Raw genomic sequence first — 17,242 nt, 5'->3', positions numbered from 1 at the left:
TAAAGATTAAAATCCGTCTAAGCCTCTGCTAGGCACAATGGTTTCCCAATGTTTACACGAAGGGCAATTCCAATAAATGGTGTAACTTGTAAAGCCACAATGCTGGCATTGAAAGTCAGGCTTGGTAGCAATATATGAGGTAACAAGTTTATCTATTTGATTAAGCACATCTTTGGTATTTTTATTTTCGGCGCTCATTAACTGCAGTAAAAAACTAAAGCCACGGATGGTAGGTTGACGTTTTAAACTGTCGGTTAAAAATTCAAAGGCTTGTTCAGTGTGACCTTGCTCAAGCAACGCTTGGCAATGCTGTATTTTTATCATTACCCCACCCTTATCTAATAAGTCGTTCACGAGTTCATGAAACTGATGGGTTAGTTTAAGTTGCTTATAACTATGCGCTAACTTATCAATAAATAATGGCGCAAAAAAGGTAAATTGACAGATAAGTTCTCGCCAATAATAAATTGCTTTTACGTAATCTTCTTTTGTATAGGCAGACAAACCAAGCTCATATAGAGGCCTGATTGTTTTAAAGTTTAAGCTAATAGCTTTGCGCATAAGTTGAGGATTATTACTGGCAATAGCATATTCACAATAAAAGTTTGCGATGGCTTTGAAGTGTTGTTCTTTTGAAAAAAGCTCAGTATGCGCTTCAAACATACTAATGCCTTTTTCCCATTCACGGGTCTGTGAATATAAGGAAATAATTGGCTCAAGAGCATCTTCATGGTTATTTTTTACCAGCCATATTAAATGTTCTTCTGCGCTATCGAGTAAACCTGCCATAATATAGTCTTCTGCTAATTCTAACCGACTATTGGCAGCTTGTTTTTCGTTAAGGCTTGGGTGTTTTAATAGCAATTCATGAATTTTTATTGCGCGGTCAAGCTCGCCACGGCGGCGAAACATAGTGGCTAATGTAGAATAGTGTTCTACAGAGTCAGCAGCTACTTCGAGCAAATTAATTAAATGCTCAAGCCCCTGATCTTCTTCTCTGTCCAGTAAGAACTTTAACCCTTTACTGTATTCAGAAGTGATTTCTCTATTAAATTGATGAGCCTGATTTTTAGCACTGTTTTTTCCCATGATCCAGCCATAACCGGCGGCGACAGGAAGCAGTAAAAACAACAGCTCAATCATAGTTAGGTATCTTTGTTGGCAATACGCTTTTTATTATCTTTTTCAGGCGTTATTTGCTTTTTTAAACGGTAATTTTGCCACTTTAATTGCGTAAACAATTTAAAACTCACAAAACAACCCACTACAACACCTAACAAAAAGCAGATACTTATTATAACGGCTAAAGGTAATGTATTACTGGCTATTATGTAGTTAATTTGTGTTAATTGTGGATTTTGCGAACCCAATACAAATGCACCAATTAAAAAAAGTGCTGCCAGAATAATTTTAAATACCTTGAACAAGTAACCACTCCAATTAGTTTACTAAGCAATACTCTCGTTTACACGATCACGTAGTTCTTTGCCTGGTTTAAAATGAGGTACATGCTTACCATCTAACTCTACAGTTTCGCCTGTTTTAGGGTTACGGCCTGTACGAGGCGCACGGTAATGCAAAGAGAAACTTCCAAAACCTCGGATCTCAATTCGATCTGAAGAAGATAATGAGCCGGCCATTTGTTCAAGAATTTCTTTAACAGCGTTCTCAACATCTTTCACAGGAATATGTGCATGTTGTTCAGCAAGTGTTTCTATCAGTTCTGACTTAGTCATAGCGTTTCCTTAATAAGAAATAGTGGAAGGGCATGAAACTGCCCTTCCAATTAAAAGACTATAATTAATTAGTCTTTTTGTGCATTTGCGAAAGCAGCTGCCATTGCGTTTTCGAACACTGGCTCTTCTTTCTTAAGCTTCTCTAGTACTTCTTTCTCTTCTGCTTCGAAAAGAGCTTTAACAGATAAGCTTAAAGTGCGGTTCTTACGATCAACGCCAACGTATTTAACTTCGATTTCGTCGCCTACAGAAACAACAGTAGTTGCATCTTCAACGCGCTCTTGAGCGATATCAGCTACACGGATGTAACCTTCAACGCCTTCGATAAGTTCAACAGTTGCGCCTTTCGCATCAACTTCAGTCACTTTACCTTTAACAATAGCACCTTTTTTGTTTGCATCAAGGTAGTTATTGAATGGGTCAGCTTCGATTTGCTTAACACCTAGAGAGATACGTTCACGCTCTGGGTCAACTTGCAATACGATAGCAGTGATTTCGTCGCCTTTCTTGAATTCACGTACAGCTTCTTCGCCAGGTGTATTCCAAGAAATGTCTGAAAGGTGTACAAGACCATCAATACCACCGTCAAGACCGATAAAGATACCGAAGTCAGTGATTGATTTGATCTTACCAGTAACTTGATCGCCTTTGTTTTGTAGACGAGCAAATTCCTGCCAAGGATTAGCAATACATTGCTTAAGACCAAGAGAAATACGACGACGTTCTTCGTCGATTTCAAGAACCATAACTTCAACAGTGTCACCTAGTGAAACAACTTTTGAAGGGTGGATGTTCTTGTTAGTCCAATCCATTTCAGAAACGTGTACTAGACCTTCAACGCCTTCTTCGATTTCTACGAAGCAACCGTAATCAGTAAGGTTAGTTACACGACCAGAAAGTTTAGAACCTTCTGGGTAACGACCAGCGATAGCTGCCCATGGATCTTCGCCAAGCTGTTTAAGACCTAGAGATACACGAGTTTTATCTTTGTCGAATTTAAGAACTTTAACTGCGATTTCGTCGCCAACATTAACGATTTCTGAAGGGTGCTTAACACGCTTCCACGCCATGTCAGTAATGTGTAGTAGACCATCAACACCACCAAGATCAACGAATGCACCGTAGTCAGTAAGGTTCTTAACGATACCTTTAACTTCTTGACCTTCAACAAGGTTAGCAAGAAGCTCTTCACGTTCTTGTGAGTTTTCTGATTCGATAACTGCACGACGTGAAACAACAACGTTGTTACGTTTTTGATCAAGCTTGATTACTTTAAATTCAAGCTCTTTGCCTTCAAGGTGAGTTGTGTCACGTACTGGACGAACATCAACAAGTGAACCAGGTAGGAAAGCACGGATTGAATCAACTTCAACAGTGAAACCGCCTTTAACTTTACCGTTGATAACACCAGTAACAGTCTCTTGCTCTTCACATGCTTTCTCAAGACGGATCCACGCTTCGTGACGCTTCGCTTTCTCACGAGAAAGGATAGTTTCACCGAAACCGTCTTCGATTGCATCTAGTGCAACATCTACTTCGTCGCCAACAGCAACTTCTAGTTCACCAGCAGCATTTTTGAACTGCTCTGCAGGGATAGCACTTTCTGATTTAAGACCAGCATCTACAAGTACAATGTTGTTCTCGATTGAGATTACTGTACCTTTAACGATAGAGCCTTGCTCTGCTTCAAAACCCTTTAAGCTTTCTTCAAATAACTGCGCAAAATTTTCTGACATACGAATATACGTCTCATATATTAATACCAATAAGCAACCATGCTGCATGGGGTTGTTAAAATAGCACTGGCGTCCTGCTGGTGCATAAAATGTGTTTAGCTTCGTTTAGGAAGCTTACCTTCTGAGATGCTTGAATCTAATAAAGTTATAACTTTATCAAAGACTTGCTGCGCATTGAGTTCGCTAGTATCAAGCTCAATCGCATCCTCTGCAGGTACAAGCGGCGCAACAGCGCGATTCATATCGCGATCATCACGTGCTTGAATGTCTTGTAATAGACCACTTAGTGTAACATCAAGCCCGCGCTCATTCAACTCAACAAAACGCCTGCGAGCACGCTCTTCTGCACTTGCGGTTAAAAATATCTTTAATGGCGCATCAGGAAACACAACAGTGCCCATATCGCGACCATCAGCAATTAAGCCATTTTCAGTTCTAAACGCACGCTGGCGACGAAGTAACGCTTCACGAACTCGTGGCAATGCCGCCACTTTGGACGCTGCAGCTCCCACTTCTTCATTTCGAATAGTGGTTGTTACATCTTCGCCTTCTAAAATAATCTTTCCTGCATTAGTGTCACTGTCTATCAAAAACTGCACATCTAGATTTGCAGCTAGTGGAACCAGTGCTTCTTCGTTATCTAACGCAATTTGGTGATGAAGTGCTGCAAGTGAAAGTACGCGATAAATTGCACCGCTATCTAACACATCCCAGCCTAATTTTTCAGCCAATAAGCGACAAACAGTTCCTTTACCAGAACCACTTGGGCCATCTACGGTGATTACGGGCATTAATAACGCCGGCATTTAAAACCTCCTTCAATGCACACCAAAATAAACCGCCACATTATACGTCAATTATTAAAGATTATCCGCTTTTAGTATGTAACTTTTTATAAATACTTATAAATAGCCTATTTACTGACTGATGCTAACACGTTGAAAAATGTTGGGAATGTCTTATAAGTACAGGCCGGATCGTTAATCGTGATTGGCTTACCCCCTACCGCCACCATTGCAAAGCACATGGCAATACGGTGGTCATCATAGGTATCTACAGCCACATTATTAAATTGTTTTGGCGGTGTGATCTCAATAAAGTCATGCCCTTCAACTACTTCAGCCCCTACTTTTTTAAGCTCAGTGGCCATAGCGTGTAAACGGTCAGTTTCTTTTACTCGCCAGTTATAGATATTACGAATAGCGGTTGGCCCTTTTGCAAACAAGGCAACTGTAGCCAGAGTCATTGCAGCGTCCGGGATAGCATTAGCATCGATATCAATACCGTTAAGCTCACCTTTACGAACAACTAAACGTTCGTCATACCAGTCAATTTTGGCACCCACTTGCTCCATAACGTTAGCAAAACCAATATCACCTTGAACTGATTTAGCACCGACGCCTTTAATTTCTATTTCGCCACCGGCAATCGCTGCAGCAGCAATAAAGTAAGAAGCAGAGGAAGCATCGCCTTCTACCATAATACGCTCAACGGATTGATACTGCTGTGCACCTTTTACAATAAAAGTACTGTAATTATCATGCTCAACGGTGATGCCAAAACGCGCCATTACATCAAGAGTAATATCAATATAGGGCTTAGACACTAATGTGCCCTTTATTTTAATTTGAGTATCGCCTTTAAATAACGGTGCAGCCATAAGCAGCGCAGTTAAAAATTGGCTTGAAATACTGCCGTCAATTTCGACTTCACCACCTGCTATTTGCCCACCAACAATTTTAAGCGGCGGATAGTCTTTATTTTTTAAATAACTAACATTACCACCTAAGGCTTGCAGTGCATCAACTAAGTGGCCAATTGGTCGCTCTTCCATACGTGGCTCACCAATTAACTCATACTCACCAGCAATCGCTGCAAGCACGGCCGTTAAAGGACGGTATGCAGTGCCTGCATTACCTAAAAACAATGCCTCTGTTGGCGTTTTAAAAACGCCACCCACACCTTCTACGGTTGCGATGGTTCGCTCATCATTAAGTGTCACATTTACCCCGAGCTGCGCTAAGGCGCCCAACATATGACGAATATCATCACTGTCTAATAAGTTTTCTACAACTGTAGTGCCGTTTGATAATGCTGCCAATAATAGAATTCGATTTGACAAGCTTTTCGAACCCGGCAATGTCACACTGCCATTAACCTGTGAAATAGGCGCTAAAGAAAGTTGCTCCATTAGCTGTTCTCCTTTGCGAAAGCCGCCATAAAATCAACTAATGCCTGTACCCCTTCAAGTGGCATTGCATTGTAAATACTCGCGCGCATGCCGCCAACAATACGATGGCCTTCAAGTGCCAATAATCCAGCTTCTTTTGACTCTTTAACAAACTTATCATTTAGGCTTTCATCAACTAACCAAAAAGGCACATTCATGCGTGAACGGCAATGTTTTGCAACCTTGTTAGTGTAAAAATCAGACTTATCGATAAAATCATAAAGCAGCTGCGCTTTGGCGATATTATGAGCTTCCATGGCTTTTACACCGCCATTTTGCTCAAGCCACGCAAATACTTCAGCTGCTAAATACCATGCAAATGTTGGTGGAGTATTGAACATGCTGCCTTGTTTTGCTTCAAGGGCGTAATCTAATATACCAGGCTTAGCTAGCCCTTCACGCTCAAGTAGCGCTTTACGAACAATTACGATAGCAATACCCGATGGGCCGATATTCTTTTGAGCACCTGCGTAAATTAAATCAAATTGATTAACGTCAATTTCGCGCGATAGAATAGTCGACGACATATCCGCGACAATCGGTGCTGTTGGGTGACTGGGCACATCAAAAATCTCTAAACCATCGACAGTTTCATTTGGGCAGTAATGAATATATGCAGCATCGGCTGGTAAAATCCAATCGGCTACCTGCTTGATAGAAAATAAGCCATTATCATCATTACGTACGTCAATAGTGTGAGTTTGAGTAAACTTATCGGCTTCGCTGGTTGCACTTTTTGACCACACGCCGTTTTCACAATACACCGCTTTTTTTCCATCAACGTGGAGGTTTAAAGGTACGGCACTAAATTGACCTCGACCGCCGCCGTGCATAAACAGCACTTCAAACTCATCACTAATATTCATTAAACGACGCAGACTAGCTTCACACTTAGCCGTTAATGCTAAAAATTCTTTACTGCGATGGCTCATTTCCATTACTGAAACGCCAAGCCCTTGCCAGTCTAAAAACTCTTTTTGTGCTTTTTGCATTACAGCCGGTGGTAACATTGCAGGACCCGCACAAAAATTATAAATACTCATTACCTTTTCCTCATTCCAGTAATTTACTGTTTAACTTGAATTAATACCAATCCGCAATAATAGTTAATCATTTTACGGAGCTAAACGTGTTGCTGCCTGCGTTAAAAAATTCTCATTTAGAACAACTAAATAGCAAACTTTTTGCCTAGCTATCAACACGTTTTTCCCGCCTCAAAATAGACCACTTAATTAAGTGAATTGGTATTAAACTAATTCAAGTATCTTTAGTTTTTTTCAACCACATAAAAAAAGCGGCCAAGGCCGCTTTTTTCAATCTCAATTATTCTGAAGGAGGATTATCATCCGCTACTTCATCTATAACCGTATCTACTGTTTCAACGTCTTCGATATCAATCAAGTCACTTTCAGTCACTTCAATCTCTTCTATACGTTGTAAACCAACTACTTGCTCTTCGTCAATAGTTCTGATCAAAATAACACCTTGGGTGTTACGTCCAACCGTAGAAACTTCATTAACGCGAGTTCGTACTAAGGTACCACGATTCGAAATAATCATTATTTCGTCGTTGTCATCCACTTGAACAGCACCAACAACGGCACCATTACGCTCACTCACCTTAATTGATACAACACCTTGTGTTGCACGACTCTTAGATGGGTAGTCTTCAAGTAGAGTACGCTTGCCGTAACCATTTTCTGTCACTGTTAATATTGCACCGTCATTCTTTGGTACAATCAGTGATACAACACGTTGATCGTCTGGCATTTTAATACCACGAACACCCGTTGCAGTACGACCCATAGGACGTACACCTTTGAAGCGAATCTCAGGCTTACCTTCTTCATCAAGAACAGGGTTACCATTTTCATCAACTACCGTGGTTTCTTCAGCTTCTTTAAAGCGTACAACTTTACCCGCATCAGTGAACAACATAATTTCGTTGTTACCATCGGTAATATCAACACCAATTAAGCTATCACCTTCATTTAAGTTAACGGCAATAATACCGCTAGCACGTTGACGGCTGTATGCAGTCAATGGTGTTTTCTTAACCGTACCAAATGCTGTCGCCATAAAGATGTATTTATCATCTTCATAATCACGTACAGGTAAGATAGCAGTAATACGTTCATCTGCTTCAAGTGGTAATAAGTTAACAATTGGCTTACCGCGCGCTGCACGACTTGCAAGTGGTAACTGATACACTTTAAGCCAATATAAACGACCCGCTGTTGAGAAACATAAGATAGTATCGTGGGTATTAGCAACAAGTAGACGTTCAATGAAATCTTCATCTTTCATCTTAGTCGCTGACTTGCCTTTACCACCACGACGCTGGGCTTCGTAATCACTTAACGCTTGGTACTTAACGTACCCTTCGTGCGACAAGGTCACAACCACGTTCTCTTCGTTAATTAAGTCTTCAAGGCTAATATCGTGTGCAGCGGCATTAATTTCAGTGCGGCGCTCATCACCATATTGCTCTTTAATTTCAACTAACTCGTCACGAATAACTTCCATTAAACGTTCCGGGCTTGCCAAAATGAATAATAGTTCAGCAATTAGGTCCAATAACGATTGGTACTCAGTTAGAATTTTTTCGTGCTCAAGACCCGTTAGTTTGTGTAAACGTAAGTCTAGTATTGCTTGAGCTTGTTGCTCAGAAATATAGTACTGACCATCACGAATACCAAGCTCGCTTGCTAACCAATCTGGGCGTGCAACATTGTCTTCACCCGCTTTATCAAGCATGGCTTTAACATTACCTAATTCCCAAGGACGCGCTGTTAGTGCAACTTTTGCTTCAGCAGGTGTTGGTGACTTACGAATAAGTTCGATAATTGGGTCAATGTTTGCCAGTGCAATCGCTAAACCTTCTAGCGTATGCGCACGGTCACGGGCTTTGCGTAAATCAAATACCGTACGACGAGTAACAACTTCACGGCGGTGAATAATAAACTCTTCAAGCATTTCTTTTAAGTTGAAACACTTAGGCTGGTTATTAATTAACGCAACCATATTCATACCAAACACAGTTTGTAACTGAGTTTGTGAATAAAGGTTGTTCAAAATAACTTCACCTACGTCACCACGTTTGATCTCAATAACGATACGCATACCATCTTTATCTGATTCATCACGTAATGCACTGATCCCTTCAATCTTTTTATCTTTAACTAGCTCAGCGATTTTTTCAATCAAACGGGCTTTGTTAACTTGGTAAGGGATTTCATGAACAATAATCGTTTCGCGGCCGGTTTTCTCATCAGTTTCAATCTCAGCACGCGCACGCATGTACACTTTACCGCGACCGGTTTGATAAGCTTGTTCAATGCCTTTTTTACCGTTGATAATTGCCGCAGTTGGGAAATCTGGACCTGGAATGTAATCCATTAACTCAGTAATGGTTAACTCAGGGTTTTGAATAAGCGCTAAACAGCCATTCACTACTTCTGTTAAGTTATGTGGCGGAATATTTGTCGCCATACCAACAGCAATACCTGATGAACCATTAACTAACAGATTAGGTATTTTAGTCGGTAATACGTCAGGAATTTGCTCTGTGCCATCATAGTTAGGCACAAAATCAACCGTTTCTTTTTCAAGATCGGCTAATAATTCGTGCGACATTTTTGCCATACGTACTTCTGTATAACGCATTGCCGCTGCTGAATCACCATCAACCGAACCAAAGTTACCCTGACCATCAACTAACATATAACGTAGTGAGAATGGCTGAGCCATACGTACGATGGTGTCATAAACTGCACTGTCGCCGTGTGGGTGGTATTTACCGATTACGTCACCGACCACACGGGCCGATTTTTTGTAAGGCTTGTTCCAGTCATTACTAAGCTCGTTCATTGCAAACAAGACGCGGCGGTGAACAGGTTTTAAACCGTCACGTACGTCTGGTAATGCACGTCCTACAATTACACTCATGGCGTAATCTAAGTAGGAATTTTTTAACTCGTCTTCAATATTGACTGGCAGAATTTCATTGGCGAGATCAGTCATTTGATATCACATTCCTTCAGTATCAGCTCTCAACAACCCAGTATTAGGTATTAAGAGTGTTTGTTATTATTTCTAAGCAGCCATGCTATCACAATTAATTTTAATTTACAGGCGCAAAACTTTGCGATTTATCAATTTAGCCCTATATAATGGCCTCAGATTGACGAGGAAGTATTTTATGACCGAACATCAAAATGTAGATAACGCAGAAATAGCAAAGTTTGAAGCCATCGCAGAGCGTTGGTGGGATTTAGAGGGCGAATTTAAACCCTTACACGAAATTAACCCATTACGATTAGATTTTATCGCTGACAAAACTAAAGGGTTATTTGATAAAGAAACCCTAGATGTTGGGTGTGGTGGCGGTATTTTAAGTCACAGCATGGCACGAATGGGCGCAAACGTAACAGGCATCGATATGGGGCAAGAGCCTTTAACTGTCGCCAAGTTACACAGCTTAGAAACCAACGTACCCGTTGAATATATAAAAGTACCTGCCGAACAATTTGCTGATGAGCATCCTGAGCGCTTTGATGTGATCACTTGCATGGAAATGTTAGAGCACGTTCCCAACCCTGCTTCTATTATTCATGCGGTCGCTAAATTAGCAAAACCTGGGGCGGATGTATTCTTCTCTACCCTTAATAAAACCCCTAAAGCTTATTTATACGCTATTGTCGGTGCAGAAAAACTGTTAAAAATGGTGCCTGAAGGTACCCATGACCATAAAAAGTTTATTAAACCTGCGCAATTAATCGCATGGGCAGAACAAGCAGGCTTGAAGGTACGTGCCAGTGCAGGATTAAGTTACAACCCACTTTCAAAGCAATATACGGTTAATGATGACGTCAGCGTAAATTATATGCTGCACTTTGAGAAGTTAGCGTAATGGCAAGCTCGCAAACACCTACTAACCCAGTTGAATATCAAGCATTGCTGTTTGACTTAGATGGCACTTTACTCGATACCGCTGATGATTTAGGCGCCGCACTAAATAGTGTGCTGCATAATCATCAACAGCCTCAAGTGGGCAGTGACATATATCGACCCGCAGCTTCAAATGGCGCAGCAGCATTACTTGCTGCTGGTTTTAAAGAAGCTTGGGCGCAACAACCGCAAGAGCAACTTTTAGCGGAGCTAGTTGCACACTACGCTGCCAATATTGCCACCCGTACCCAATGCTTTGTCGGTATAGAGCAATTACTCATCGCACTTGATAATAAAGGGATCCCGTGGGGTATTATGACAAACAAGCCTGGTTTTTTAACCGATCCTTTAGTCAGGGCCATTCCCGCGTTAAAAAATGCGCGAATTGTGATAAGCGGTGATACCTTAGCAGAGTCTAAGCCTTCACCCCTTCCTTTATTGCATTGTGCTGAGCAAATGAGTGTTGATCCTTCGCGCTGTCTATATATAGGTGATGCACAGCGAGATATACAAGCAGGAAAAGCTGCGAATATGCACACCGCTACCGCACTGTGGGGATATGTACCGAGTGTAGACGAAGCATTGGCTTGGAATGCAGATTTTAATTGGCATAGCCCTATAGATGCATTCAACCACATATAGTGCCATGTTAATTAATAAACACTACATATTGTGATTGTGTTAGTTTTTACGCAAAGCTTGATGATAAAAAAAGCAGACAAAATTTATTTTTAAAAAGCGTAAATTTAATCTTTCCTTAGTTGATTTTTACAAATTTCAACTTAACCGAATGATCAAAGGTTAATGCCTACTAACACAATTACGTTATCCCAACGTTATCCACAATGAGAGCGGTTTCTGTCCCTTGCAAAAGATCACAGACCACACTATCTTGTGATCTCTAATTTGAACAACACCAGATATTGTGGCTAAATGTTATTCAATTAAATTTACCTAAGCGGTATAAATAACAATAAAAGAATAGGCACTGGGCATTTTAAGTGCACTCATTGGTCAAAAATATTTAATTCCCAAGGAATACAGGCAAAACTATGAACCAACAGTTATCTGTAAGCAAACGTGACGGCCGTAAAGAACCGCTTGATCTAGACAAGATCCATCGCGTTATTGAATGGGCCGCCGAAGGTTTAAACAACGTTTCGGTTTCACAAGTTGAACTTAAATCGCATATTCAATTTTATGACGGTATTCGTACTAAAGACATTCATGAGACGATTATCAAAGCCGCTGCGGATCAGATCTCAAAAGAATCACCTGATTATCAGTATCTTGCTGCTCGTTTAGCTGTATTCCATTTACGTAAAAAGGCGTATGGCCAATTTGAGCCACCGCGTCTTTTTGACCACGTTACTAACATGGTTGAGCAAAAACGCTACGACGCACATTTGCTTGTTGATTACACAGAGCAAGAACTTGATGAACTAGATGCTTACTTAGATCATTCACGCGATCTTAACTTTAGCTACGCAGCAGTAAAACAGCTGGAAGGTAAATACTTAGTTCAAAACCGTGTAACGGGTGAAATTTACGAAAGTGCACAGTTTTTATATATATTAGTTGCGGCAAGCTTATTCTCAGATTACCCACGTGAAACGCGTATTGATTACATCAAACGTTTTTACGATGCGGTTTCACTATTTAAAATTTCTTTACCTACACCAATTATGTCGGGTGTACGTACACCAACGCGCCAATTTAGCTCATGTGTACTGATTGAGTGTGGCGACAGCTTAGATTCAATTAATGCGACATCATCAGCGATTGTTAAATACGTTTCTCAACGTGCTGGTATTGGTATTAATGCCGGACGTATTCGTGCATTAGGTAGCCCTATTCGTAACGGCGAAGCGTACCACACTGGCTGTATTCCGTTTTATAAGCATTTTCAAACAGCCGTTAAAAGTTGTTCGCAAGGCGGTGTACGTGGCGGAGCCGCTACTTTATTCTACCCGCTTTGGCATTTAGAAGTAGAAAATTTACTGGTACTTAAAAACAACCGTGGTGTTGATGATAACCGCGTACGTCACCTAGACTACGGCGTACAGTTTAATAAATTAATGTATTCGCGTTTAATTAAAGACGATTACATTACCTTATTTAGTCCATCAGACGTGCCGGGTCTCTACGACGCATTCTTTGAAGATCAAGACGAATTTGATGCACTTTACGTAAAGTATGAACAAGACGAGTCAATTCGTAAAAAACGTATTAAAGCCATTGAACTGTTTTCTATGTTTGCTCAAGAACGTGCCAGCACCGGTCGTATTTACTTACAAAATGTTGACCACTGTAATACACATAGCCCATTTATTTCGAAAGTGGCGCCTATTCGTCAATCTAACTTATGTTTAGAAATTGCATTACCGACTAAGCCACTGAACAATGTAAATGATGAAGAAGGTGAAATTGCCTTATGTACCTTGTCTGCATTTAACTTAGGCGCGATTGAGTCATTGGATGAATTAGAAGAGTTAGCTGAGCTTGCAGTACGTGCACTAGATAACTTACTTGATTTCCAAGACTACCCGGTACCGGCGGCAAAAAATGCCACTATGGGACGTCGAACTCTAGGTATAGGTGTGATTAACTACGCCTACTACTTAGCTAAAAACGGTAAGCGTTACTCAGATGGCAGCGCAAATGCACTCACGCATAAAACATTTGAAGCGATTCAGTACTACTTAATGAAAGCATCTAATGAGCTGGCAAAAGAGCGTGGAGCCTGTCCTAAATTTAACGAAACTACGTACTCACAAGGTATTATGCCAACAGATACGTACAAGCGTGATTTAGATAAAATTTGTGATGAACCACTGCACCTTGATTGGGATACGTTACGTGCCAGCATTAAAGAGCACGGTATGCGTAACTCAACGCTGAGCGCATTAATGCCATCAGAAACATCATCGCAAATATCAAATGCAACCAATGGTATTGAGCCACCACGTGGCCATATTAGTGTTAAAGCAAGTAAAGACGGTATTTTAAAGCAAGTTGTTCCTGAGTACGAACGCCTTAAAGATAACTATGAGTTACTGTGGGATATTCCATCAAACGATGGTTACTTACAATTAGTAGGCATAATGCAGAAATTTATCGACCAAACAATTTCAGCAAATACTAATTATGATCCAAACAGATACGAAGGCGGTAGAGTACCTATGAAAGTCTTACTAAAAGACTTACTCGGTGCCTACAAACTAGGTGTTAAAACACTGTATTACCATAATACCCGTGATGGCGCATCAGATGCTCAAGAAGATACTCCAGAAGTGGAAGATGATGATTGTGCAGGCGGCGCGTGTAAAATTTAATAGTTAAACTTAAAGCGGGCGCCTTGCCCGCTTTGTCCTGATAGTTTTAGTGATAGTTTTTTGAGTGATAAACATGTCTTATACTACTTTTAGCAGAAATCATAATAACCAAATGCAAGAGCCAATGTTTTTTGGTCAAACCGTTAACGTGTCACGTTACGATCAACAAAAATACCCTATTTTTGAAAAACTAATTGAAAAACAATTGTCTTTCTTTTGGCGACCTGAAGAAGTTGATGTAAGTAAAGACCGTTTAGACTTTCAAGCGCTTCCCGATCACGAGAAGCACATATTTTTAAGCAACTTAAAATATCAAACGCTGCTTGATAGTGTTCAAGGTCGTTCGCCTAACGTAGCGCTCTTACCGATTGTGTCTATTCCTGAGCTAGAAACATGGATTGAGACATGGGCGTTTAGTGAAACTATTCATAGTCGTTCGTACACCCATATTATTCGTAACGTAACCCAAGCACCTGAACTCATTTTTGATGACATTGTTAGCAATGACAAAATAAGTGAGCGTGCCGATGCGGTAACTACTTATTATGATGACCTAATCAATTCTGTATCGCTTTACAACCTATACGGTGAAGGCAAACACGAAATTAATGGCCAAACCGTGGTAGTTAATTTATTTGAGCTGAAAAAGAAATTGTACCTGGCAATGATGTCAGTGAACATTTTAGAAGCCATTCGCTTTTATGTGAGCTTTGCTTGCTCATTTGCGTTTGCCGAGCGTGAATTGATGGAAGGTAATGCTAAAATTATAAAGCTTATTGCCCGTGACGAAGCACTCCACCTTTCAGGTACTCAGCATATTTTAAATATCATGCAAGATGGTAAAGATGACCCTGAAATGGCGATTGTTGCCGCACAGTGCCGTGAAGAAGCAATTAAAATGTTTGTTGAAGCCGCAGAGCAAGAAAAAGAATGGGCCGAGTACCTATTTAAAGATGGCTCGATGATTGGTTTGAATAAACACATTCTATGTCAATATGTTGAGTACATTACCAATGCGCGTATGACCGCGATTGGTCTGCCTGCACAGTTTGAAAATAACAGTAACCCTATTCCATGGATCAACTCATGGTTAGTGTCAGATAACGTGCAAGTTGCTCCTCAAGAGGCCGAAATAAGCTCATACTTAGTTGGTCAGATTGACTCACAAGTAGATGCCGATGAATTTGGTGACTTTGATTTATAATGACTGATAGAACCACTGCAAGTATCACACTTGCAGATAACAGCCAGCGCATTGATTTTGCCGCTGGCTGCCCTTCTCTTTTACATTGCCTTGAATCGAATAAGATTGATGCTGCTTACCAATGCCGTGAGGGATATTGCGGTGCGTGTCGTGCAACACTTATCTCTGGTGAAGTTAATTACAATGAAGAGCCGTTAGCGTTTGTTCGCGATGGTGAAATACTCTTGTGTTGCTGCAAACCAAATGGTGATATCAGTATTAATTTAAAGTAACTAACTCACATTAAGCGTATTTAACAGCACGAGAATAATATATAACAGCTAGGTTTGTACCAAACCTGTATGCCGTGTTTTTAAACTCAAATACGCCTACTAGTACAGTGTTATTTACTCTGAATATGCTGTAGGCACAAATCGGTAATGACCCGTAATTGTATACGCAAAAAGCATATCGCTAATTTCTGGTCCGCGACCAATGTTATGCACAATAAGCGGGTTGCCGCTGACCTGCCCTATTTCATTAACGACCATACCAATATGCGGTAAATTACCTGGCAGCATCCAAGTAACTATGTCACCGGATTTATAATCCACTGCATTAAGCGATTTAGTTAACACTTTTGCATGGCGCTCAAAGTAAACCTGTAAGTTAGGTACACGTCGATGGTCAATGTTTTTATCTGGCTTAGTTAATCCCCAAATACGTTTGGAAGGATATGCGCGAAAATTATCCTGCATGTCTTCGTGTACTAACTTTTGCAAATCAACACCAAGCTGTCGGTACGACCTAATTAAAACATCGGTACACACACCAATATTAGCGGGCACATCACCACCAGGGTATTCAAGCTTATGATAGGCACCATCGTAAGTTACTGGTTGTGTTGTTCTATAGATTAATGCATTGACGATATCATCATCAAAAGAGCTCGCCTGCGCATGAAAAGCAAATAAGGCTAGTGAATAGAGCAAAAAACGTGACATATAAATTCCTTTTATAATTTTAACTAAAGCTGTTGAGTAATGTAGTCAGGAATATTAAATTTATTTCCATTACTGGTATAGTGCGCATCAAGTTCATAGGCCATTATTTTAAGCGGGGCATCATTGTAACCAAACGTTTGGATTTCATTGATGTAGCGCATTATAAAAGCGTGCGCGCTGAGTTCACGCCATTGAACTACATGAACAAGCTCATGAAAATGTACTCTTAAATTATCCACAATGTTAGGTAATACATAATATGTATTTTTATAGGTTATTCCAGCTAAATCCATATCAATAAAATTGCTTAAACCAAGTTCACGTAAACCAGTAAAGTCAGGTTTAGGAATTTTATCAACAACTACATAAAATGCAGTTTTAAAAAATTCATTTGGGTAAAAGCCATCGAATTCGGTAGCAAATTTTTCACAGCATATTCTTTGATTTGCATACTCACTATTCGTTTCATCAATCCATTGTTCTATTTGCGCTAGCATTTTTTCTCAAAAAATTGCTCGATAGGTTATTTATAAATATTTTATAAAGTTGAACTTTATCTTTTTAATAAAAAAGCGCCAAGTGTATAACTACTGACGCTGATTATTAATAATGGCTATAAAGTTACCTAACCTTCTTCTTCAACCAAAGACTCCAATAGCTCATGGATCTCTGACTTTAATTCTTTGTCTTCAATTTTATTTGCACTGACTTTTGCATCTTGTAGGTTTTTAATCGCCGCTTCTTTATCACCCAGCTCAAGCTGTAAAGTAGCCATAGAAAATGCAACCGACGACATATGATCTTTGTTATTAATTTCTATCGACTTCTGCAACGCTTTTTCGTAAGTCTCAATCGCGTCTTCTAGCTCTTCGGTAAAATCTGCTAAGGTTTCCCACTGTACAGGATGATCTTTAGCGGTATTTTCGTTTTCAATACAAATTGCTTTGAGCTCTGCATATAAAGATTCAAACTGTTTAGTATCATTTTTATTGGCAGCTGCCATCAACTTTTCTGCTAAATCGTGAACCGCTTTGTATACTTTAGTATTCATAATTACTCGCTACCTTA

At 40.2% G+C, this 17,242-nt stretch carries 16 protein-coding genes; 5 read left to right on the top strand and 11 right to left on the bottom strand.

The window, feature by feature from the left end; genetic code table 11:
• Positions 1–6: 6 nt before the first annotated feature.
• From lapB to gyrA, 8 genes are all read right to left on the bottom strand, one after another.
• Entirely contained in the window at positions 7–1,143 is a 1,137-nt protein-coding gene (lapB, locus tag AC0L7Q_RS07050) for a lipopolysaccharide assembly protein LapB (protein WP_413401949.1), read from the bottom strand.
• Positions 1,144–1,145: 2 nt separating this feature from the next.
• On the bottom strand, positions 1,146–1,427 hold the full coding sequence (locus AC0L7Q_RS07045; RefSeq protein ID WP_413401947.1) for a lipopolysaccharide assembly protein LapA domain-containing protein: 282 nt from the start codon (positions 1,425–1,427) through the stop codon (positions 1,146–1,148).
• 21 nt (positions 1,428–1,448) lie between these two features.
• The gene (gene ihfB / locus AC0L7Q_RS07040; protein ID WP_024600987.1) at positions 1,449–1,736 is read right to left on the bottom strand and encodes an integration host factor subunit beta; all 288 of its coding nucleotides are present in this window, start codon (positions 1,734–1,736) and stop codon (positions 1,449–1,451) included.
• Between the two features lie 68 nt (positions 1,737–1,804).
• Positions 1,805–3,472 carry a 30S ribosomal protein S1 gene (rpsA, locus tag AC0L7Q_RS07035; RefSeq protein WP_002961176.1) on the bottom strand — a complete coding sequence of 556 codons (1,668 nt, stop codon included), beginning with the start codon at positions 3,470–3,472 and terminating at the stop codon, positions 1,805–1,807.
• A 95-nt stretch (positions 3,473–3,567) separates the two neighbouring features.
• Positions 3,568–4,278 (bottom strand): (d)CMP kinase, encoded by a 711-nt coding sequence (gene cmk / locus AC0L7Q_RS07030; protein ID WP_010389925.1) that lies wholly within the window; start codon positions 4,276–4,278, stop codon positions 3,568–3,570.
• A gap of 107 nt (positions 4,279–4,385) precedes the next feature.
• Positions 4,386–5,663 (bottom strand): 3-phosphoshikimate 1-carboxyvinyltransferase, encoded by a 1,278-nt coding sequence (gene aroA / locus AC0L7Q_RS07025; protein WP_413401944.1) that lies wholly within the window; start codon positions 5,661–5,663, stop codon positions 4,386–4,388.
• Entirely contained in the window at positions 5,663–6,745 is a 1,083-nt protein-coding gene (gene serC, locus AC0L7Q_RS07020) for a 3-phosphoserine/phosphohydroxythreonine transaminase (RefSeq protein WP_413401941.1), read from the bottom strand. The genes aroA and serC overlap by 1 nt, the downstream gene beginning before the upstream one ends.
• A gap of 280 nt (positions 6,746–7,025) precedes the next feature.
• Entirely contained in the window at positions 7,026–9,725 is a 2,700-nt protein-coding gene (gyrA, locus tag AC0L7Q_RS07015; protein ID WP_413401939.1) for a DNA topoisomerase (ATP-hydrolyzing) subunit A, read from the bottom strand.
• Between the two features lie 178 nt (positions 9,726–9,903).
• On the opposite strand from gyrA, the gene ubiG reads away from it, so the two are divergent.
• From ubiG to yfaE, 5 genes are all read left to right on the top strand, one after another.
• Positions 9,904–10,614, top strand: coding sequence for a bifunctional 2-polyprenyl-6-hydroxyphenol methylase/3-demethylubiquinol 3-O-methyltransferase UbiG (gene ubiG, locus AC0L7Q_RS07010; protein WP_413401937.1), 711 nt, complete (start codon positions 9,904–9,906; stop codon positions 10,612–10,614).
• Entirely contained in the window at positions 10,614–11,294 is a 681-nt protein-coding gene (locus tag AC0L7Q_RS07005; RefSeq protein WP_413401935.1) for an HAD family hydrolase, read from the top strand. Before ubiG ends, AC0L7Q_RS07005 begins: the two co-directional genes overlap by 1 nt.
• Before the next feature lie 410 nt (positions 11,295–11,704).
• Positions 11,705–13,987: a class 1a ribonucleoside-diphosphate reductase subunit alpha gene (gene nrdA, locus AC0L7Q_RS07000; protein ID WP_372858392.1), complete on the top strand. Its 2,283-nt coding sequence runs from the start codon at positions 11,705–11,707 to the stop codon at positions 13,985–13,987.
• Between the two features lie 73 nt (positions 13,988–14,060).
• Positions 14,061–15,191, top strand: coding sequence for a class Ia ribonucleoside-diphosphate reductase subunit beta (gene nrdB / locus AC0L7Q_RS06995; protein ID WP_138608498.1), 1,131 nt, complete (start codon positions 14,061–14,063; stop codon positions 15,189–15,191).
• Entirely contained in the window at positions 15,191–15,463 is a 273-nt protein-coding gene (gene yfaE / locus AC0L7Q_RS06990) for a class I ribonucleotide reductase maintenance protein YfaE (protein ID WP_413401933.1), read from the top strand. The genes nrdB and yfaE overlap by 1 nt, the downstream gene beginning before the upstream one ends.
• Positions 15,464–15,577: 114 nt before the next feature.
• Here the strand turns inward: yfaE and AC0L7Q_RS06985 are convergent, their stop codons facing one another.
• The 3 genes from AC0L7Q_RS06985 to AC0L7Q_RS06975 all read right to left on the bottom strand — a co-directional run bounded on the left by AC0L7Q_RS06985 (position 15,578) and on the right by AC0L7Q_RS06975 (position 17,225).
• Positions 15,578–16,174 carry a DUF1287 domain-containing protein gene (locus AC0L7Q_RS06985; RefSeq protein WP_413401931.1) on the bottom strand — a complete coding sequence of 199 codons (597 nt, stop codon included), beginning with the start codon at positions 16,172–16,174 and terminating at the stop codon, positions 15,578–15,580.
• Between the two features lie 23 nt (positions 16,175–16,197).
• Complete coding sequence (locus AC0L7Q_RS06980) at positions 16,198–16,671, bottom strand: hypothetical protein (RefSeq protein WP_409425358.1); 474 nt, start codon at positions 16,669–16,671, stop codon at positions 16,198–16,200.
• Positions 16,672–16,799: 128 nt separating this feature from the next.
• On the bottom strand, positions 16,800–17,225 hold the full coding sequence (locus tag AC0L7Q_RS06975; protein ID WP_010389912.1) for a tetratricopeptide repeat protein: 426 nt from the start codon (positions 17,223–17,225) through the stop codon (positions 16,800–16,802).
• Between the last annotated feature and the right edge of the window lie 17 nt (positions 17,226–17,242).

The sequence above is a fragment of the Pseudoalteromonas sp. KJ63-1 genome (assembly GCF_055808145.1).
Note: the sequence above shows the minus strand (reverse complement) of the source record. Positions and strands in the feature narration are given on the sequence as shown.